The 20,318-nt window shown below is 65.5% G+C and carries 10 protein-coding genes, 3 rRNA genes and 5 pseudogenes; 17 read left to right on the forward strand and 1 reads right to left on the reverse strand.

The features are described 5' to 3' along the window. The first annotated feature begins 166 nt into the window (after nucleotides 1–166). The 3 genes from KIV56_RS17710 to rrf all read left to right on the forward strand — a co-directional run bounded on the left by KIV56_RS17710 (nucleotide 167) and on the right by rrf (nucleotide 5,520). Nucleotides 167–1,686: ribosomal RNA gene (locus KIV56_RS17710) — 16S ribosomal RNA — on the forward strand. 469 nt (nucleotides 1,687–2,155) lie between these two features. Then, nucleotides 2,156–5,284: ribosomal RNA gene (locus KIV56_RS17715) — 23S ribosomal RNA — on the forward strand. Between the two features lie 119 nt (nucleotides 5,285–5,403). Further along, a 5S ribosomal RNA gene (gene rrf / locus KIV56_RS17720) occupies nucleotides 5,404–5,520 on the forward strand. Together the 16S, 23S and 5S rRNA genes form the textbook arrangement of a ribosomal RNA operon. Before the next feature lie 125 nt (nucleotides 5,521–5,645). Here rrf and KIV56_RS17725 read toward each other — a convergent pair. Further along, nucleotides 5,646–6,902, reverse strand: coding sequence for a hypothetical protein (locus KIV56_RS17725; RefSeq protein ID WP_281534436.1), 1,257 nt, complete (start codon nucleotides 6,900–6,902; stop codon nucleotides 5,646–5,648). Between KIV56_RS17725 and KIV56_RS17730 the strand changes: the two genes are divergently transcribed. The 14 genes and pseudogenes from KIV56_RS17730 (at nucleotide 6,849) to KIV56_RS17795 (ending at nucleotide 20,316) form a co-directional block, all read left to right on the forward strand. Continuing rightward, nucleotides 6,849–7,853 (forward strand): hypothetical protein, encoded by a 1,005-nt coding sequence (locus KIV56_RS17730; protein WP_281534437.1) that lies wholly within the window; start codon nucleotides 6,849–6,851, stop codon nucleotides 7,851–7,853. The two genes, KIV56_RS17725 and KIV56_RS17730, sit on opposite strands and share 54 nt — an antisense overlap. Further along, nucleotides 7,846–8,859 carry an HAD-IIA family hydrolase gene (locus tag KIV56_RS17735; RefSeq protein ID WP_432432574.1) on the forward strand — a complete coding sequence of 338 codons (1,014 nt, stop codon included), beginning with the start codon at nucleotides 7,846–7,848 and terminating at the stop codon, nucleotides 8,857–8,859. The genes KIV56_RS17730 and KIV56_RS17735 overlap by 8 nt, the downstream gene beginning before the upstream one ends. Nucleotide 8,860: 1 nt before the next feature. After that, nucleotides 8,861–9,058, forward strand: a complete 198-nt coding sequence (locus KIV56_RS17740; RefSeq protein WP_348648418.1) for a hypothetical protein — start codon at nucleotides 8,861–8,863, stop codon at nucleotides 9,056–9,058. Then, nucleotides 9,042–9,917, forward strand: coding sequence for a TlyA family RNA methyltransferase (locus KIV56_RS17745; protein WP_281534439.1), 876 nt, complete (start codon nucleotides 9,042–9,044; stop codon nucleotides 9,915–9,917). Before KIV56_RS17740 ends, KIV56_RS17745 begins: the two co-directional genes overlap by 17 nt. Nucleotides 9,918–9,921: 4 nt before the next feature. Further along, nucleotides 9,922–10,843 (forward strand): annotated as a pseudogene (locus KIV56_RS17750) (NAD kinase). Between the two features lie 78 nt (nucleotides 10,844–10,921). Continuing rightward, nucleotides 10,922–12,635, forward strand: a pseudogene (recN, locus tag KIV56_RS17755) (DNA repair protein RecN). Then, nucleotides 12,632–14,396 (forward strand): annotated as a pseudogene (locus KIV56_RS17760) (CTP synthase). The pseudogenes recN and KIV56_RS17760 overlap by 4 nt, the downstream one beginning before the upstream one ends. A 3-nt stretch (nucleotides 14,397–14,399) precedes the next feature. Continuing rightward, nucleotides 14,400–15,038 carry an NUDIX domain-containing protein gene (locus KIV56_RS17765; protein ID WP_281534440.1) on the forward strand — a complete coding sequence of 213 codons (639 nt, stop codon included), beginning with the start codon at nucleotides 14,400–14,402 and terminating at the stop codon, nucleotides 15,036–15,038. Next, complete coding sequence (gene xerD, locus KIV56_RS17770) at nucleotides 15,035–15,940, forward strand: site-specific tyrosine recombinase XerD (protein WP_281534441.1); 906 nt, start codon at nucleotides 15,035–15,037, stop codon at nucleotides 15,938–15,940. Before KIV56_RS17765 ends, xerD begins: the two co-directional genes overlap by 4 nt. A 145-nt stretch (nucleotides 15,941–16,085) precedes the next feature. After that, nucleotides 16,086–16,973: a ParA family protein gene (locus KIV56_RS17775; protein ID WP_281534442.1), complete on the forward strand. Its 888-nt coding sequence runs from the start codon at nucleotides 16,086–16,088 to the stop codon at nucleotides 16,971–16,973. Further along, nucleotides 16,957–17,781, forward strand: a complete 825-nt coding sequence (locus KIV56_RS17780) for a segregation and condensation protein A (protein ID WP_281534443.1) — start codon at nucleotides 16,957–16,959, stop codon at nucleotides 17,779–17,781. Before KIV56_RS17775 ends, KIV56_RS17780 begins: the two co-directional genes overlap by 17 nt. Then, nucleotides 17,771–18,417, forward strand: a pseudogene (gene scpB / locus KIV56_RS17785) (SMC-Scp complex subunit ScpB). Before KIV56_RS17780 ends, scpB begins: the two are co-directional and overlap by 11 nt. Next, nucleotides 18,414–19,202, forward strand: coding sequence for a pseudouridine synthase (locus KIV56_RS17790; protein WP_134450161.1), 789 nt, complete (start codon nucleotides 18,414–18,416; stop codon nucleotides 19,200–19,202). The pseudogene scpB and the gene KIV56_RS17790 overlap by 4 nt, the downstream one beginning before the upstream one ends. Before the next feature lie 32 nt (nucleotides 19,203–19,234). Continuing rightward, nucleotides 19,235–20,316, forward strand: a pseudogene (locus tag KIV56_RS17795) (prephenate dehydrogenase). The last annotated feature ends 2 nt before the right edge of the window (nucleotides 20,317–20,318 follow it).

The following is a 20,318-nucleotide window of genomic DNA, read 5'->3' on the forward strand; positions in this document are numbered from 1 at the left end:
TTCTAGCGGTGAAGGACCAAGAGATTCCTTTGGAAAACATTTATAACAACAAAGCAAGTCAGTAATGATTTGTTCTGTCAGTTTCAAACTTGCAGATTGTTCGCCCATTCCGGCGGCGTTCTGCACTAGATGTGACGCCAGGCTTGCTTGGTTAGTCAATCAAACATTTACGGAGAGTTTGATCCTGGCTCAGGACGAACGCTGGCGGCGTGCTTAACACATGCAAGTCGAACGATGATGGAGAGCTTGCTCTTCGGATTAGTGGCGAACGGGTGAGTAACACGTGAGCAATCTGCCCTTGACTCTGGGATAAGCGTTGGAAACGACGTCTAATACCGGATACGACCCTTGGAGGCATCTCCGGGGGTGGAAAGAATTTTGGTCAGGGATGAGCTCGCGGCCTATCAGCTAGTTGGTGAGGTAATAGCTCACCAAGGCGACGACGGGTAGCCGGCCTGAGAGGGTGACCGGCCACACTGGGACTGAGACACGGCCCAGACTCCTACGGGAGGCAGCAGTGGGGAATATTGCACAATGGGCGAAAGCCTGATGCAGCAACGCCGCGTGAGGGACGACGGCCTTCGGGTTGTAAACCTCTTTTAGTAGGGAAGAAGCGAAAGTGACGGTACCTGCAGAAAAAGCACCGGCTAACTACGTGCCAGCAGCCGCGGTAATACGTAGGGTGCAAGCGTTGTCCGGAATTATTGGGCGTAAAGAGCTCGTAGGCGGTTTGTCGCGTCTGCTGTGAAAACCCGAGGCTCAACCTCGGGCCTGCAGTGGGTACGGGCAGACTAGAGTGCGGTAGGGGAGATTGGAATTCCTGGTGTAGCGGTGGAATGCGCAGATATCAGGAGGAACACCAATGGCGAAGGCAGATCTCTGGGCCGTAACTGACGCTGAGGAGCGAAAGCATGGGGAGCGAACAGGATTAGATACCCTGGTAGTCCATGCCGTAAACGTTGGGAACTAGATGTGGGGACCATTCCACGGTCTCCGTGTCGCAGCTAACGCATTAAGTTCCCCGCCTGGGGAGTACGGCCGCAAGGCTAAAACTCAAAGGAATTGACGGGGGCCCGCACAAGCGGCGGAGCATGCGGATTAATTCGATGCAACGCGAAGAACCTTACCAAGGCTTGACATATAGAGGAAACGGCTGGAAACAGTCGCCCCGCAAGGTCTCTATACAGGTGGTGCATGGTTGTCGTCAGCTCGTGTCGTGAGATGTTGGGTTAAGTCCCGCAACGAGCGCAACCCTCGTCCTATGTTGCCAGCACGTAATGGTGGGAACTCATGGGATACTGCCGGGGTCAACTCGGAGGAAGGTGGGGATGACGTCAAATCATCATGCCCCTTATGTCTTGGGCTTCACGCATGCTACAATGGCCGGTACAAAGGGCTGCAATACCGCAAGGTGGAGCGAATCCCAAAAAGCCGGTCTCAGTTCGGATTGAGGTCTGCAACTCGACCTCATGAAGTCGGAGTCGCTAGTAATCGCAGATCAGCAACGCTGCGGTGAATACGTTCCCGGGCCTTGTACACACCGCCCGTCAAGTCATGAAAGTCGGTAACACCCGAAGCCGGTGGCCTAACCCTCACGGGAAGGAGCTGTCGAAGGTGGGATCGGTGATTAGGACTAAGTCGTAACAAGGTAGCCGTACCGGAAGGTGCGGCTGGATCACCTCCTTTCTAAGGAGCACAGCAGTGCCGTCTGTATACAGCGGAACACCACTGCCAAGCCATACGAAGACGAATGTTCTTCGATGGCGCTCATGGGTGGAACATTGACATTGATACGCAGAGATCATCTCTCACTCCAGTACGCCTGGTACCGCTTGCGGTGCCTCGTTGGAGAGGGTGGGTTATGAAAGAAACGTATATGCACGCTGTTGGGTCCTGAGGGACCGGAACGATTGGGCTTTGGCCTGGTTGGACTGTTCCTCTGGACCTTTTCTTGTCAGCAGTCGTACCGAACTTGTTCGGTCGCTGGCTTGGAGGGGTACCGCCCGTACTTTGAGAACTACACAGTGGACGCGAGCATCTTAAATTTGATCGGACTTCGGTCCGACAGATTACAAAGATCTATTTATAGATCATTGGTCAATTTCGATCGTGAGACGAAAGTTTTACGATTCTTAATCGATTCAAACTCATGTGATTTCAAATTTCTAAGAGCAAACGGTGAATGCCTTGGCATGTAGAGCCGAAGAAGGACGTAGTAATCTGCGATAAGCCTCGGGGAGTTGATAAACGAACTGTGATCCGAGGATGTCCGAATGGGGAAACCCCGCCAGGCCCGTAAGGTGACCTGGTGACTCCCGCCTGAATATATAGGGCGGGTAGAGGGAACGTGGGGAAGTGAAACATCTCAGTACCCACAGGAAGAGAAAACAATAGTGATTCCGTTAGTAGTGGCGAGCGAACCCGGATGAGGCTAAACCGATCATGTGTGATAGCCGGCAGGCGTTGCATGGTCGGGGTTGCGGGACTTTTCTGCTGATTCTGCCGAACAGTGAGGGTTAGAGCGTTGTATAGACGAACAGGATTGAAAGCCTGGTCATAGAGGGTGCGAACCCCGTAGTCGAAATGCAGTAATCGCCCGAAGAGTATCCCAAGTAGCACGGGGCCCGAGAAATCCCGTGTGAATCTGTCAGGACCACCTGATAAGCCTAAATACTCCTACATGACCGATAGTGAACAAGTACCGTGAGGGAAAGGTGAAAAGTACCCCGGGAGGGGAGTGAAATAGTACCTGAAACCGTTTGCTTACAAACCGTTGGAGCCAGTCTGATTCTGGTGACAGCGTGCCTTTTGAAGAATGAGCCTGCGAGTTAGTGATATGTGGCGAGCTTAACCCGAGAGGGGAATGCGTAGCGAAAGCGAGTCTGAATAGGGCGATTCAGTCGCATGTCCTAGACCCGAAGCGAAGTGATCTATCCATGGCCAGGTTGAAGCGACGGTAAGACGTCGTGGAGGACCGAACCCACTTCAGTTGAAAATGGAGGGGATGAGCTGTGGATAGGGGTGAAAGGCCAATCAAACTTCGTGATAGCTGGTTCTCTCCGAAATGCATTTAGGTGCAGCGTTGCGTGTTTCTTGCCGGAGGTAGAGCTACTGGATGGCCGATGGGGCCTAAAAGCTTACTGACGTCAGCCAAACTCCGAATGCCGGTAAGTGAGAGCGCAGCAGTGAGACGGTGGGGGATAAGCTTCATCGTCGAGAGGGAAACAACCCAGACCACCAACTAAGGTCCCAAAGCGCGTGCTAAGTGGGAAAGGATGTGGAGTTGCACAGACAACCAGGAGGTTGGCTTAGAAGCAGCCACCCTTGAAAGAGTGCGTAATAGCTCACTGGTCAAGTGATTCCGCGCCGACAATGTAACGGGGCTCAAGCACGCCACCGAAGTTGTGGCATTGATATTTTTGGTAAGCCGCACACTTGTTGTGTTGGTTCAGCCGTGTTGATGGGTAGGAGAGCGTCGTGTGGCCAGCGAAGCGGCGGTGTAAACCAGCCGTGGAGGCTACACGAGTGAGAATGCAGGCATGAGTAGCGAAAGACGGGTGAGAAACCCGTCCTCCGAAAGATCAAGGTTTCCAGGGCCAGGCTAATCCGCCCTGGGTAAGTCGGGACCTAAGGCGAGGCCGACAGGCGTAGTCGATGGACAACGGGTTTATATTCCCGTACTGGCGAAAAACCGTCCAAGCTAATCCAGTAATGCTAAGCATCTGAATCCCACTGACCGGAGCCTTCGGGCCGAGGGGGTGGGCCTAGCGTGCGACCCTATGCTGGTGCGGTTAGCGTATTAACAGGTGTGACGCAGGAAGGTAGCTGAGCCGGGCGATGGTTGTCCCGGTCTAAGGATGTAGGCCGAGAGATAGGCAAATCCGTCTCTCATATAAGGCTGAGACCCGATGGGTAGCCCGTAAGGGCGAAATCAGTGATCCTATGCTGCCAAGAAAAGCATCGACGCGAGGTTTTAGTCACCCGTACCCCAAACCGACTCAGGTGATCAGGTAGAGAATACTAAGGAGATCGAGAGAATCGTGGTTAAGGAACTCGGCAAAATGCCCCCGTAACTTCGGGAGAAGGGGGGCCGGAGGCGTGAAGGGATTTACTCCTGGAGCGTTCGAAGGCCGCAGAGACCAGTGGGAAGCGACTGTTTACTAAAAACACAGGTCCGTGCCAAGTCGCAAGACGATGTATACGGACTGACGCCTGCCCGGTGCTGGAAGGTTAAGAGGAACGGTTAGCCGCAAGGCGAAGCTGAGAATTTAAGCCCCAGTAAACGGCGGTGGTAACTATAACCATCCTAAGGTAGCGAAATTCCTTGTCGGGTAAGTTCCGACCTGCACGAATGGCGTAACGACTTCCCAGCTGTCTCAACCGCGAACTCGGCGAAATTGCATTACGAGTAAAGATGCTCGTTACGCGCAGCAGGACGGAAAGACCCCGTGACCTTTACTACAGCTTGGTATTGGTGTTCGGTGTGGCTTGTGTAGGATAGGTGGGAGACTGTGAAGCTTGGACGCTAGTTCAGGTGGAGTCAACGTTGAAATACCACTCTGGTCATATTGGATATCTAACTTCGAACCGTGATCCGGTTCAGGGACAGTGCCTGGTGGGTAGTTTAACTGGGGCGGTTGCCTCCTAAAAAGTAACGGAGGCGCCCAAAGGTTCCCTCAACCTGGTTGGCAATCAGGTGTCGAGTGTAAGTGCACAAGGGAGCTTGACTGTGAGACTGACAAGTCGAGCAGGGACGAAAGTCGGGACTAGTGATCCGGCAGTGGCTTGTGGAAGCGCTGTCGCTCAACGGATAAAAGGTACCTCGGGGATAACAGGCTGATCTTGCCCAAGAGTCCATATCGACGGCATGGTTTGGCACCTCGATGTCGGCTCGTCGCATCCTGGGGCTGGAGTAGGTCCCAAGGGTTGGGCTGTTCGCCCATTAAAGCGGTACGCGAGCTGGGTTTAGAACGTCGTGAGACAGTTCGGTCCCTATCCGCTGCGCGCGCAGGAAATTTGAGAAGATCTATCCCTAGTACGAGAGGACCGGGATGGACGAACCTCTGGTGTGTCAGTTGTTCCGCCAGGAGCACCGCTGATTAGCTACGTTCGGAACGGATAACCGCTGAAAGCATCTAAGCGGGAAGCCGGCTTCGAGATGAGATTTCCATCCCTTCGGGGGAGAGGCTCGCAGCTAGACTACTGCGTTGATAGGCCGGATGTGGAAGAGGGGACTAAAGACCCTTGGAGCTGACCGGTACTAATAAGCCAATAATTTGATAACACACCAGTTTGAATAAGCTGCAAGCGTCCACTATGTGGTTCTCGACGTACGGTCGAGAACAACCCCTTCCAGGAGGGGTCTATAACTAAAAAATATAGAATCGATCCATCGAAAGATGTTTCGGCGGCTATAGCGAGAGGGAAACGCCCGGTCACATTCCGAACCCGGAAGCTAAGACTCTCAGCGCCGATGGTACTGCAGGGGGGACCCTGTGGGAGAGTAGGACACCGCCGGACTTAACTTAGAAACACCAGAAGTACACAAAATAGCCACCTAACAGGTGGCCATTTTTGCGTTAAGCCGTAGGCTTGACGAGTCTGCCTTCGAGGCAACCAATTACACAGGAGACACAGTGAGCCCTTCAGGAACTAACGGTAATGACGCACGCGACGGCGGACGCCCGCCCGGGGCTCGCGGCAATAACGGCGCCGGCGGCTATCAGGGCCGCTCCGATCGTCCCCAGCGCGACGGTGAGCGTCCTCCTTATAAGGGCAACTCCGACCGCCCGCAGCGTGACGGCGAGCGTCCCCCTTACCGAGGTACCAATGACCGTTCGCAGGGTGGCGAGCGTGCACCGTACCGTGGGAACAATGACCGTCCCCAGGGCGACCGCCCCCAGTATGGTGACCGTCCCGCTTATCGTGGCAACACCGACCGTCCGCAGAGCGGCGAGCGTGCGCCGTACCGCGGGAACAGTGAGCGCCCCCAGGGCGATCGTCCCCAGTACCGTGCGAACAGCGATCGTCCGCAGCGCGACGGCGATCGTCCCCCGGACCGCGGCAACAACGAGCGCCCGCAGAGTGGCGAGCGTGCCCCGTACCGTGGCAATTCCGAGCGTCCGCAGCGTGACGGTGAGCGTCCTCCCTATCGCGGCAATTCCGATCGTCCTCAGGGCGAGCGAGCTCCGTACCGTGGTAATTCCGATCGCCCGCAGTCGGGGGATCGTGCTCCGTACCGCGGTAACTCGGAGCGTCCGCAGCGTGACGGTGAGCGTCCTCCCTATCGCGGCAATTCCGAGCGTCCCCAGGGCGACCGTGCTCCGTACCGTGGTAATTCCGATCGTCCGCAGTCGGGCGAGCGTGCCCCGTACCGTGGCAACTCCGACCGTCCCCAGCGTGACGGTGAGCGTCCTCCCTACCGTGGCAACTCTGATCGTCCGCAGTCGGGCGAGCGTGCCCCGTACCGTGGCAACTCTGATCGTCCGCAGTCGGGCGAGCGTGCCCCGTACCGTGGCAACTCCGACCGTCCCCAGACCGGTGAGCGCAAGCCGTGGTCGAAGGACGCGCCCCGCACCGAGCGTCCGCAGCGCGACGGCGAACGTCCCGCGTACCGTGGCAACTCCGACCGTCCCCAGACCGGTGAGCGCAAGCCGTGGTCCAAAGACGCACCGCGCACCGAGCGTCCGCAGTCCGGCGGCGACCGCAAGCCGTGGGCCAACGCGACCCAGCGCGGCGGTTCGGCCACCCGCGCCGGAGCACCGCGCGGCGACGCCGGCAAGAAGCTCTGGACCCGCGACGGCGCCCCCGCCCGCGGCGACCGTGACGCCCGCGCCGTCGAAGAGGAAATGACCGAAGAGCAGCGGATGCAGCGCGAGCTGCGTTCGGTGCGCCCGCGCCACGATGACCCCGAGCTCCCCGATGACATCTCGTCGGCCGATCTCGACCGTCTCGCGCGGAACGAACTCAAGACCCTGACCAAGGACAACGCCGAGGCCGTCGGCGCCCACCTCGCCATGGCGGCCCGCGTCATCGACGAGGACCCCGAGCTTGCCCACCGCCACGTGATGAGCGCCGCCCGCCGGGCCGGCCGCATCGCGGTCGTACGGGAGAGCCTCGCGATCACCGCCTACGCCACGGGCGACTTCGCCCTGGCCCTGCGCGAACTGCGCACCTACCGCCGCATCTCCGGGTCCAACTCGCAGCTGCCGCTCATGGTCGACAGCGAACGCGGCGTCGGTCGCCCCGACCGCGCCCTCGAGCTCGGTCGTTCCGTTGACCGCTCGACCCTGCCCGCCGGCGTCCAGGTCGCCCTCGCGATCGCGATGTCGGGTGCCCGTCTCGACCTCGGCGAAACCGAAGCCGCATTGGCCGAGCTCGACATCCCGCAGCTCGACCCGAAGACCGCGTTCTCCTACAGTGCCGAGCTGTTCTCCGCCTACGCCGAGGTGCTCGAGGAACTCGGCCGTGTCGAAGAGGCCGCGCAGTGGAACGAGCGCGCCGACCGTGCCGACGCGGCACAGGCATCCGCTGCCGACATCGACGAGACCATCGAGATTCTCGAGATCGACGAAGAGGACGATGACGACGAGTACTTCGACGTCGATGACTCCGATGACTCCGATGACTCCGACTCCGACGACGAAGACGAAGACGGTGACGAGTCCGAAGCCGGAGAGCCCACTTCTGAGTCCGACGAGTCCGACGAGTCCGACGAGGTCGATGATTCTGACGAGGTCGACGAGATCGAGGTCGCCGACGAGGTTATTGATGTGGTGCTGACGGATTCCGGAGTGGACCCGGCGACGGGAACCGACGAGGAGTCCGATGCTCAGGCGCCGACGCATGAGTGACACGGCGACGCCGCTCACCGGCGTCGACGTGGTGCTCGCTGACCTCGACGGCGTCGTGTACCAGGGACCGCAAGCGATCCCGTTCGCGATCGAAAGCCTGAACACAGCCGCGGAGACCGTGCGGGTCGGCTACCTCACCAACAATGCCTCCCGCACCGACCAGACCGTCGCCGACCACCTCACCGAGCTCGGGCTGCACGCCCGCGCCGAGGACATCGTGACCTCTCCGCAGGCCGCCGTCCGGCTGCTCGCCCAGGAGGTGCCCGCCGGCGCGCGCATCCTCGTCATCGGAGGAGCCGGCCTCGTGAAGGAGGTCGAGAAGGGTGGATTCGAGATCACCCGCTCGGCCGACGACCACCCCGCAGCCGTGATCCAGGGCTTCACGCCCGAACTCGGCTGGAAGGACCTCGCCGAAGCCGCCTTTGCCCTGCACCCGAACGAAGACGGCGTCGAGATCCCCTGGGTCGCGACGAACACCGACTGGACGATCCCCGTCGCCCGGGGCATCGCGCCCGGCAACGGCACCCTCGTCGCCGCCGTGCACAGCGCGGTCGGTCGGCTCCCGATCGTGGCCGGCAAGCCCGAGGTCGCGATCTTCGACGAGGCCATGAACCGCTTCCAGGCGAAAAACGCGCTCTTCATCGGCGACCGGCTCGACACCGACATCCTCGGCGCCAACCGGGCCGGCATTCCGGCGGTGCTCGTGCTCACCGGCATCGACAAGGCCAAGCAGGCCCTCGCCGCCGCCGAGAACGAGCGCCCCCGCTACATCCTCGACGACCTGCGCCAGCTGCACGAGCCCTACCCGGAGACCGTGTTCTCCAAGGACCGCGCCACCGCGACCGTCGCCGGCGCGAGCGTGCGCATCAGCGGCGCCGACGTCGAGATCGTCGCAGAGGGCGACGGCGGCATCAACCTGCTCCGTGCCGCGTGCGCCGTGATCTGGGCGTCCGGCCGGCCGATCTATGGGCTGAATGTTCCGGAGCGACTGTATCTCAGACGGTAACGTGGAGAGGGTGCAGCAGAACCCAGCGGACATCCCCCAGGGCGGCAGCCCCGACAATGTGGCCATCGCGGACGAACTCCTGTCCCGGCTCGGAGACATCGGCGACCTCCCCCTCGAAGACCGCGCGGCGGCCTACGCGCAGCTGCACGACGAGCTGCGCACGCACCTCGAGGGCGGCGACAGTGAACTCCGGCCCTGAGACGAACGCGGACGCCGCGGCGGACTCCGCGTCCGAGGCTGAGCCTGTTTCCGAGCGTTCGCCCGACCAGCGCCTCGACACGGCCCTCGCCGACCGTGGGCTCGTGCGGTCGCGCACGGTAGCGGCCCAGGTGATCGCCGGAGGCCTCGTGACCGTCGACGGCCACCCCGTCGTCAAGGCGTCCACCAAGGTGCGCGCCGACCAGGTGCTCGCAGTGGCCCCGACCGACCACTACGTCAGCCGTGGCGCCCACAAACTCATCGCCGCGCTCGACGCCTTCGAGATTCCCGTCGCGGGTCGCACCGTGCTCGACGCCGGCGCCTCGACGGGCGGCTTCACCCAGGTGCTCCTCGAACGCGGCGCCGGGCAGGTGCTCGCCGTCGACGTCGGTCACGGCCAACTCGCCCCCGAGCTCGCCCACGAACCGCGCCTCGCGGTCGTCGAAGGGTTCAACCTGCGCTACGCGACCCCGGAAACGCTCGCCGCGGCATCCGGCGTCGCCACCCGCCCTGACCTCGTCGTCGGCGACCTGTCCTTCATCTCCCTCCCGACCGTGCTGCCGGCCCTCGTGGCAATCGCAGCGGAAGGCGCCGATTTCGTGCTGCTGATCAAGCCGCAGTTCGAGGTCGGCAAGGAAAGCATCCGCGAGGGTGTCGTGCACCGGCCGGCCCTGCGCGCCGACGCGATCGCCGGCGTGCTCTGGGCGGGCTGGGACCTCGGCCTCCGCACAAACGGCCTGATCGCATCGCCGATCGTGGGAGCCGCGGGCAATCACGAGTATCTGTGCTGGATGAGCGCCCGCGTGGGCAGCAATCCGACAGAATGGATCGACCGCACAACGGCACTGGTGGGAGCGTGACGAGATGACTGCATCACCCCGGCACATCCTTGTCGTCGCGCACACCGGGCGAAAGGACTCGCTCCAGGCTGCTGTGACCGTCTGCCAGCAGGCTCCTCGCCGCCGACGCGACCCCCGTGCTCGCGCCGACCGAACTCACCGACATCCTCGCCTACTGCCCCGAGCTCGACGGCCGACTCGCCATCCTCGGCGAGACCGTGCAGGCGACGGAGCTCGAGCTCGTCATCGTCCTCGGCGGGGACGGCACCATCCTGCGCGCCGCCGAGGTCGTGCGCGGCTGCTCGGCGCCCCTGCTCGGCATCAACCTGGGTCACGTCGGCTTCCTCGCCGAGAGCGAACGCGACGACCTCGGCGAAGCCGTGCGCCGCGCCCTGCTCCGCGACTACCTCGTCGAAGAACGCATGGCCCTCGCCGTCCGGGTCAAACTCGGCGACGAGGTCATCTACGAAACCTGGGCGCTCAACGAGGCCACGGTCGAAAAGGCGAGCCGCGAGCGGATGCTCGAAGTCGTCGTCGAGGTCGACGGCCGGCCGCTCTCCTCCTTCGGCTGCGACGGCATCGTGATGTCCACCCCCACCGGATCCACCGCGTACGCCTTCTCGGCGGGCGGCCCGATCGTCTGGCCGAGCCTCGACGCGCTCCTGCTCGTGCCGCTCAGCGCCCACGCGCTCTTCTCCCGCCCGCTCGTCGTCGGGCCTGACTCGTCGCTCGCCGTCGAGGTGCTCGCGCACTACGGCGGGGCCGCCGTGCTCTGCGCCGACGGCCGCCGGGTGCACGACCTGCCCGCCGGATCCCGCGTGATCGTGCGCCGCTCCCCGGTGCCGGTGCGCCTCGCCCGCCTGCACAGCGGCCCGTTCACCGACCGCCTGGTGAACAAGTTCAACCTGCCCGTCACGGGCTGGCGCGGACCGGTCGGACGTGAGTGAGCGCCGCGTGAGCGAGACCCGTGAAGTTCGTATGACCGCATCGCACGTGACGAGGCCCGTCGCGGGGGAGGCCCGCTCGTGATCGAGGAACTCGTCATCCGCGACCTCGGCGTGATCAAGGAGGCCACCCTCCCGCTCGGTCCCGGCTTCACCGCCGTCACCGGCGAGACCGGCGCGGGCAAGACCATGGTCGTCACCGCGCTCGGGTTGCTGCTCGGCGCCCGCGCAGACCCCGGCCTCGTGCGCCACGGCGCGCAACAGACCTGGGTCGAGGGCCGCTGGCAGGTCGACGCCGATGGCACCGTCGCCGGCCGCGTCCGCGACGCCGGGGGCGACCTCGACGGTCCGGAGCTCATCCTCAGCCGTTCGGTCTCGGCGGAGGGCCGCAGTCGCGCCATCGTCGGCGGCCGCAGCGCTCCCGCGAGCGTGCTCGGCGACCTCGGCGGCGACCTCGTCGTCGTGCACGGACAGTCCGACCAGGTCCGGCTCCGTTCCGCCGGCGCCCAGCGCGCCGCCCTCGACCGCTTCGCCGGCCCCGAACTCGGCCCGGTGCTCGCCGACTTCGAGACGCACTACCACCGCTGGCAGGACGACCGCGCCGAACTCGCCCGCCTCGTCACCGAACAGGACGAGCGCACGAGCGAGGCCGCCGACCTCCGCGCCGCCATCGACGAGATCGAGGCGATCGCCCCGCAGCCCGGCGAAGACGACGAGCTCGCCGCCCGCGCCGAACGCCTCGGCAACCTCGAGGAACTCCGGGTCGCCGCCGCCCAGTCCCGCGAACTCCTCTCCGCGGAAGAGAACCCCGACGGGCTGCCCGACGCCGTCACCCTGCTCGACGCCGCCCGCCGACAACTCGAACGCGCCGGCGACCACGACCCCGCCCTGTCCGAGCTCGCCCAGAGCCTCGCGAACGCCGGCTTCCTCGTGGCGGATGTCGCCGCTCAGGCTCTCGAGCTACCTCGCCGGCCTCGACGCCGACGGCGCCCGGGAACTTGAGATCGTGCAGGATCGCCGGGCCGTGCTGACCGGCCTCGCCCGCAAGTACGCCGGCGGCCTCGACGAAGCGATCGCCTTCCTCGACACCGGCAGCGCCCGCCTGCTCGAACTCGACGGGGACACCGACCGGATCGAGCAGGCTCCGCGCCGACACCGAAGCCGAGCTGCTCGTGGTCGAGGCGCTCGCGGACCGGCTCACCGGCATCCGCACCACGGCGGCCGCAGCCCTCGGCACCGCCGTCACCGACGAACTCAGCGCGCTCGCGATGCCAGACGCCGCCCTCGTCGTAGAGGTCGACAGCGGGGAGAGCTCACCGCTCACGGCCGCGACCAGGTCGGCATCCTGTTGCGCCCGCACGCGGGCGCCGAACCGCGCACCCTCGCGCGCGGCGCCTCCGGCGGCGAACTGTCCCGGGTGATGCTCGCCATCGAAGTCGTGATCAATGCGACAGACCCGGTGGCGACCTTCGTGTTCGACGAGGTCGACGCCGGCGTGGGCGGCGCGGCCGCGATCGAGATCGGCCGACGGCTCGCCCGGCTTGCCGAGACCGCCCAGGTCATCGTGGTGACCCACCTCGCTCAGGTCGCGGCCTTCGCGGGCAACCACCTGAGCGTCGTCAAGGACAGCGACGGCTCGGTCACCGAGTCGAGTGTGCGCCAGCTGACCGGCGACGATCGCGCCGCCGAAATGGCCCGGCTGCTCTCCGGCCTGCCCGACTCCGTGAGCGGGCTCGAACACGCCCGCGAACTGATGAACCTCGCGAGTGCTGGCGGATCCACGAAGATCCGATGATAGAGTCGAAGCCCGTGGTGGAAAATAGAAACGCGGACAATTCAGACGGCACAACCAAGCACATCTTTGTGACTGGTGGTGTCGTTTCTTCATTAGGCAAGGGCCTGACGGCGGCAAGCCTCGGCAATCTCCTGACGGCCAGCGGCTTACGCGTCGTCATGCAGAAGCTCGACCCCTACCTCAACGTGGACCCGGGAACGATGAACCCGTTCCAGCACGGTGAGGTCTTCGTCACGGACGACGGCGCGGAGACCGATCTCGACATCGGCCACTACGAACGCTTCCTCGACATCAACCTCAACCAGGCCGCGAACGTCACCACAGGCCAGGTCTACTCGCAGGTCATCGCCAAGGAACGCCGCGGCGAGTACCTCGGCGACACCGTGCAGGTCATCCCGCACATCACCGACGAGATCAAGCGCCGGATGCGCCTCCAGGCCGACGACACGCTGCGCCCCGACGTGATCATCTCCGAGATCGGCGGCACCGTCGGCGACATCGAGTCCCAGCCGTTCCTCGAGGCCGCCCGCCAGGTGCGCCACGAACTCGGTCGCCAGAACGTGTTCTTCGTGCACGTCTCCCTCGTGCCCTTCCTCGGTGCGGCCGGCGAGCAGAAGACCAAGCCCACCCAGCACTCCGTCGCCGCGCTCCGCTCGATCGGTATCCAGCCCGACGCGCTCGTGCTGCGCAGCGACCGCCCCGTCTCCGATGCGAACAAGCGCAAGATCGCGCTCATGTGCGACGTCGACGAAGACGCCGTGGTCAACTGCGTCGACGTGCCCAGCATCTACGAGATCCCCGCCGTGTTGCACGAACAGGGCCTCGACAAGTACATCACCGACCACCTCGGCCTGCCCGTCACGAGCGTCGACTGGACCGGCTGGCAGAAGGTGCTCGACGCCGTGCGCGAGCCCAAGCACGAGGTCACCATCGGCCTCGTCGGCAAGTACATCGACCTGCCCGACGCGTACCTCTCCGTCACCGAGGCCCTCCGCGCCGGCGGCTTCGCCCACAAGACCAAGGTCCACGTCCGCTGGATCGCCTCCGACGACTGCGAGACCGACGAAGGCGCCACCCGCCTGCTCGGTGACCTCGACGGCATCTGCGTCCCCGGCGGCTTCGGCGTGCGCGGCATCGAGGGCAAGCTCGGCGCTCTCCGCTTCGCCCGCGAGAACGGCATCCCCGTGCTCGGCCTCTGCCTTGGCCTGCAGTGCATGGTCATCGAATACGCCCGCAACAAGGCCGGCCTCACCGGGGCGTCCTCCTCCGAGTTCGACCCGGACACCGAGTTCCCCGTGATCGCGACCATGGAAGAGCAGGTCGAGATCATCGCAGGCGGCGACCTCGGCGGCACCATGCGCCTCGGCCTGTACCCGGCCGACCTCGCCGCGGGCTCTCTCGTCGCCGAGGCTCTACGGAGCCTCCTCGGCCTCCGAACGCCACCGTCACCGCTACGAGGTCAACAACGCATTCCGCGAACAGATCGCGGATGCCGGCATGTGGTTCTCCGGAACCTCTCCCGACGGCCACCTGGTCGAATACGTCGAGCTGCCGCGTGCCGAGCACCCGTTCTACGTCGGCACCCAGGCGCACCCGGAGCTCCGCTCGCGCCCGAGCCACGCGCATCCGCTCTTCCGCGGCCTGATCGGAGCCGCACTCGACCGCCAGCAGGCCAGCCGCCTGTTCGAGGTCAACGAAGGCAACGACACGACCGACGAAACCGTCGACGTCGTTGCTGCCGTCGTCGGCGTCGAGGCCTGAACCGTGGCTGAGCTCCTCGAGGACGAGGCCGCCTCCGCGGTGGTCTCCGAGTCGGACGTGGTCTTCACCGGCCACGTCTGGGACATCCGCAAGGACACCTTCCGCTACGGCGAATCCGACATCGTGCGGGACTACGTCGACCACACCGGCGCCGTCGCCATCTTCGCCCTCGACGACGACGACCGGGTGCTGCTGATCAAGCAGTACCGGCACCCCGTCGGCATGCGCGAGTGGGAACTGCCCGCCGGCCTCCTCGACGAGGCCAATGAGCATCCGGTCGAGGCTGCCAAGCGCGAACTGGCCGAGGAAACCGACCACGTCGCCGCCGAGTGGAACGTGCTGAGCGAGTTCTACACCTCGCCGGGCGGCAGCAACGAGGCCCTGCGGGTGTACCTCGCCCGCGGCCTCACCGCCGCGCCCGAGGTCTTCAACCGCACCGAAGAGGAAGCCGACATGGAGATCCGCTGGGTCCCCTTCGCCGACTGCCTCGACGCCGTGCTCGCCCGCCGCGTGCAGAACCCCGCGCTCGTGATCTCGGTGCTGGCCGCGTTCGCCGCGAAGGAACGCAACTGGAGCAGCCTCGGCGCCGCCGACCTGCCCTGGCCGCGGCACCCGAACAATTGGACCCACACCGGCCGATGACGGTCGCGGCGGCGGTCGAAGCGTTCCTGCGGCACGTTGCGATCGAGCGCGGGCTCAGCGCGAACACCGTCGCCGCCTATCGGCGCGACCTCGTGGTCTACGCCGGTTGGCTCGAGGCCGAGGGCCTCACCGAACCCGGGCAGGTCACCGCGCTGCACGTCTCCGCGTTCGTGCGGCACCTCGCGACCCGCGCCGAGTCGCCGCTCACGGCGGCGTCGATCGCCCGGATGCTGTCGACCGTGCGCGGGCTGCACCGGTTCCTGCTCGAGGAATCCCTCGTCGACGCGGACGTCGCCCACGACGTGAAACCGCCGAAGCTCGCGACCCGGCTGCCCAAGGCGATCAGCATCGAACAGGTGACCCTGCTGCTCGCCGCGACCGACGGCGAAGAGGTGCACCAGCTGCGCGACAAGGCGCTCCTCGAACTGCTCTACGCGACCGGGGCGCGCATCTCCGAGGCCGTCGACCTCAATGTCGACGACGTGCTCGACCTCGACGTCGTGCGGCTCACCGGCAAGGGCGACAAGCAACGCCTGGTTCCGGTCGGCAGCTTCGCCCGTGCGGCCGTTGAGGCCTATCTGGTGCGGGGGAGGCCCCTGCTCTCCGCCCGCGGCCCCGCGACCCCCGCGCTCTTCCTCGGCCTGCGCGGCCGGCGTCTCGGCCGCCAGAACGCCTGGCTGCTGATCCGGGCCGCCGCCGAGCGGGCAGGCCTCGAGGGTCACGTCTCGCCGCACACGCTCCGGCACTCCTTCGCGACGCACCTCCTTGCCGGCGGCGCCGACGTGCGCGTCGTGCAGGAACTCCTCGGCCACTCCTCCGTCGCGACGACCCAGCTGTACACCCTCGTCACGGCGGACACCCTCCGCGACATGTACACGACCGCACACCCGCGCGCCCGTTGAGCCTGTTGAATCCCCTGAATTCGCGGCATCCACGGCATCGGGCGGATGCGGAACCGCGGCTTCCCGGCGATCCTTGCGGAAGGGTGCCGATCGGCTCGCTACACTCGACACAGTGATGGGTGCAGGACGGAACGAGGACACCGGAGTGAAGCGCGAAAAAGCTGACCGGACACTACTCCCCGGATTCGAGGACGTGGTCGTCGGTGCGACCGGACGGCCGAAACACGAATTCGACGAACCCGCGGCGCTGAATAGCCACGGCCCCGCGCGCATCATCTCGCTCTGCAACCAGAAGGGCGGCGTCGGCAAGACGACGACGACCATCAACCTGGGTGCCGCACTCGCCGGCTACGGCCGCCGCGTGCTCGCAATCGACTTCGACCCCCAGGGCGCTCTGTCCGCGGGACTCGGCATCCCCACGCACGACCTGCCGACGGTCTACGACCTGCTGCTGGGTAACAAGTACGCCCCGGCCGAGGTCATCCAGAAGACCGCTGTCGAGAACCTCGACATCATGCCCGCGAACATCGACCTCTCCGCCGCGGAGGTGCACCTCGTCAACGAGGTCGCCCGCGAGCAGATCCTGTCCCGGGTGCTCCGCAAGGTGTCCGCAGACTACGACGTCATCCTGATCGACTGCCAGCCCTCGCTCGGCATCCTCACCGTCAACGCCCTGACCGCAAGCCACGGCGTGCTCATCCCGCTCGAGTGCGAATTCTTCGCCCTGCGCGGCGTCGCCCTCCTGATCGAGACCATCGACAAGGTGCGCGACCGGCTCAATCCTGCGATCGAACTCGACGGCATCCTCGCGACCATGTTCGACTCGCGCACCCTGCACTCTCGCGAGGTCCTCGAGCGCGTCGTCGACGCCTTCGGCGACAGCGTGCTCGAAACCGTCATCGGCCGCACCGTCAAGTTCCCTGACGCGAGCGTCGCCGGGGTGCCGATCACCGAGTTCGCGCCGGAACACGCGGCGGCCAAGGCCTACCGCCAGGCGGCGCGGGAACTGATCCAGCGTGGCGCTGTCGCCTGACACCGTCCCCTCGCGGACATTCTCGGTCGCCCTGGGCAACTTCGAGGGCCCGTTCGACCTGCTGCTCTCCCTGATCGGCAAGCACGAACTAGACATCACCGAGGTGTCGCTCAGCCGGGTCACCGACAAGTTCATCGCGCACCTCAAGGGGCTCGACCAGGCCGAAGAACTCGATCAGGCGAGCGAATTCCTCGTCGTCGCCGCGACGCTGCTCGACCTCAAGGTCGCCGGGCTCCTGCCCCAGGGCGAACTCGTCGACGCCGAGGATGCGGCCCTGCTCGAGGCCAGGGACCTGCTCTTCGCCCGGCTCCTGCAGTACCGCGCGTTCAAGACCGCCTCCGCCTGGTTCCTCGGCCGGATCGAGGTCGAGTCCGCCCGGCACGTGAGGTCGGTGCGCCTCGAAGACAAGTTCCGGCAGCAGACCCCTGAGCTCGTCTGGACGCTCTCCCTCGCCGACTTCGCCGCGCTCGCCCGGGTGGCGCTCACCCCGCGGGAGGTGCCCACCGTGGGACTGGACCACCTGCACGCGCCGCTGGTCAGCATCCGTGAGCAGGCGACCTGGCTCGTCGGGATGCTGCGCTCGGGCGACACCCTCACCTTCCGTGAGCTCATCGCCGACGTGGAACTGACCGGCGTGATCATCGCCCGGTTCCTCGCCGTGCTCGAGCTCTACCGGCGCGGCTTCCTCTCCTTCGACCAGCTCGAACCCCTCGGCGACTTGAGCCTGCACTGGAGTGCCGCGGCGTCCCCGGACGACGCCTGGTCGGACGACACCCTCGCGAACCTCGGAGCGGACTATGACAACTGACACCCTGGCCGGGCCCGGCGCGACCGGCACGCCCCGCGCGGCGCCTGCGCCCGGCGCACCCGGCAGCGCACTCGCCGCAGAGGCCGCAGCCCTCGACCGCTCCCTCGAGGCGATCCTGATGGTCGCCGACGAGCCGCAGAGCCTGCTGCACCTCGAGAGCGCGCTCCGCCGGCCGCTGAGCGACGTGCGCCGCTCGATCGCCCGGCTCGTCGCCGACTTCGACGGCCAGGCCGGCACCGTGCGCCGCGGCTTCGAGAGCTGCGCGAGGTCGCCGGCGGATGGCGCATCTACGTGCGCCCGGAACACGACGCCGCCGTCGCCGACTTCGTACTCACCCAGAACCCGAGCAAACTGTCCCAGGCCGCCCTCGAGACCCTCGCCGTGATCGCATATAAGCAACCGATCAGCCGCGGGGCGGTAGCCTCAATCAGGGCCGTTAACGTGGACTCGGTCGTACGCACCCTCGTGGGGCGCGGCCTGATCACCGAGGTCTTCACCGATAGTGAGACCGGTGCGATCAACTACGGCACCACGGACTTGCTGCTCACACAGCTGGGAATCAACTCGCTCGACGAGTTGCCCTTCTTATCGCCCCTGCTCTCAGACGGCGCAAATGGATTTGAGGATTCACCATGACGATCGACCCCCAGGGCACGCCCACCAACCCGGAAGCCGCCGCAGACGGCGTGCGCCTGCAGAAAGTGATGGCCTCGGCCGGGGTCGCCTCCCGCCGGGTCTCCGAAGACCTCATCGCCGCGGGCCGGGTGCGCGTGAACGGCAAGGTCGTCACCGAACTCGGGCGCCGCATCCACCCCGACCACGACCAGATCATGGTCGACAACGTCGCCATCCAGCTCGACACCAGCCGCCGCTACGTGATGCTCAACAAGCCCGTCGGCGTCGTCTCCTCGATGCAGGACGAGAGCGGCCGCCCCGACCTGCGCGAATTCACCGAGCAGTTCGAGGAGCGCCTCTTCAACGTCGGCCGCCTCGACGCCATGACGAGCGGCCTGCTCATCCTGACCAACGACGGCGATCTCGCCCACATCCTCGCGCACCCCTCCTTCGGCGTGATGAAGACCTACATCGCCAAGGTCGAAGGCCGGGTCACCGCGCAGACCATCCAGCTGCTGCAGACGGGCATCGAGCTCGACGACGGCCCGATCAACGCCGACAAGGCTCGCATCCTGACGAGCCCTCCCGGCGACGGCTTCAGCCTCGTCGAACTCACCCTGCACTCCGGGCGCAACCGCATCGTGCGCCGCATGATGGAGGCCGTCGGCCACCCCGTCGTCGACCTCGTGCGCCGCCAGTTCGGACCCCTCCACCTCGGCACCCTGCGGGCCGGTGACCTGCGCGACTTGACTAAGGTTGAACTCGGTCAGCTGCTCACGATTTCGCGGGCGGACACCGAATACTAGAGGCACAACACGCACGAAGTCAGGAGACACCCGTGGTCGAAAGTCGCCTGATCGGGCCCGTGCGCGTCGTCGGCACCGGGCTGCTCGGCACGAGCATCGGCCTCGGCCTCCGCGCGCGCGGCATCGAGGTCATCCTCGCCGACGCCTCTCCGACGAACCTCAGCATCGCGATCGACTACGGCGCCGGCCGGGCCGCCCTGACCGGCGACCGGCCTCAGCTCATCGTCGTGTGCGTGCCGCCGGACGTGACCGCCGAGATCGTCGCCCGCGAACTCGAAGCCTTCCCCGACGCCATCGTGACGGATGTCGCGAGCGTCAAGCTCGCCCCCTCGCCGAACTGCGCGCGCGCGGCGCCGACATCTCCCGCTACATCGGCTCGCACCCGCTTGCCGGCCGCGAACGCGGGGGACCCCTCGCCGGACGTGCCGACCTCTTCCTCGGCCGGCCCTGGGTCGTCGCCGCCCACGAGGGCATCAGCTACCAGCAGGCCACCGCGATCGACGACCTCATCCTCGACCTCGGCGCCACCCTCGTGGAGATGAGCCCCGAGGACCACGACCGCGGCGTCGCCCTCGTCTCCCACGTGCCCCAGGTCGTCTCGACCCTGATGGCCCGGCGTCTCACGGACGCGCCAGCCGCGTCCCTCAACCTCGCCGGCCAGGGCCTCCGCGACGTGACCCGCGTCGCCGCGAGCGACCCCGAACTCTGGGTGCAGATCCTCGGCGCGAACGCGGCCCCGGTGCGAGAGATCCTCACCGCCTACCGCGACGACCTCGACCGCTTCATCACCGCCCTCGGCGACCCGGCGGCCCCCGGCGCCCGCCGCCGCGTCGCCGAGGAGCTCGCCGGCGGCAACGCCGGCGTCTCCCGGCTGCCCGGCAAGCACGGCCACGACCGCCGCTTCGTCTCCCTGACCGTGATGGTCGACGACACGCCCGGCCAGATCGCCCGGCTCCTCAACGAGATCGGCGCCCTCGGCGTCAACGTCGAGGACCTCCGGCTCGAGCACTCACCCGGCGCGGAACTCGGCCTCGCCGAGATCTCCGTGCTCCCCGAGGCGGTCACCCGCCTCACCGAAGAGCTGGCCGCGCGCGGCTGGCGGATTGCCGGCTAGCA

Origin of the sequence: Cryobacterium breve (genome assembly GCF_027594785.1) — a bacterium.
Lineage (GTDB): Bacteria > Actinomycetota > Actinomycetes > Actinomycetales > Microbacteriaceae > Cryobacterium > Cryobacterium breve_A.

Coding starts and splice junctions, on each gene's coding strand:
- KIV56_RS17730 (WP_281534437.1), top strand. CDS start 6,849: ATGACCGAAGAGCAGCGGATGCAGCGCGAGCTGCGTTCGGTGCGCCCG.
- KIV56_RS17735 (WP_432432574.1), top strand. CDS start 7,846: ATGAGTGACACGGCGACGCCGCTCACCGGCGTCGACGTGGTGCTCGCT.
- xerD (WP_281534441.1), top strand. CDS start 15,035: ATGACGGTCGCGGCGGCGGTCGAAGCGTTCCTGCGGCACGTTGCGATC.
- KIV56_RS17790 (WP_134450161.1), top strand. CDS start 18,414: ATGACGATCGACCCCCAGGGCACGCCCACCAACCCGGAAGCCGCCGCA.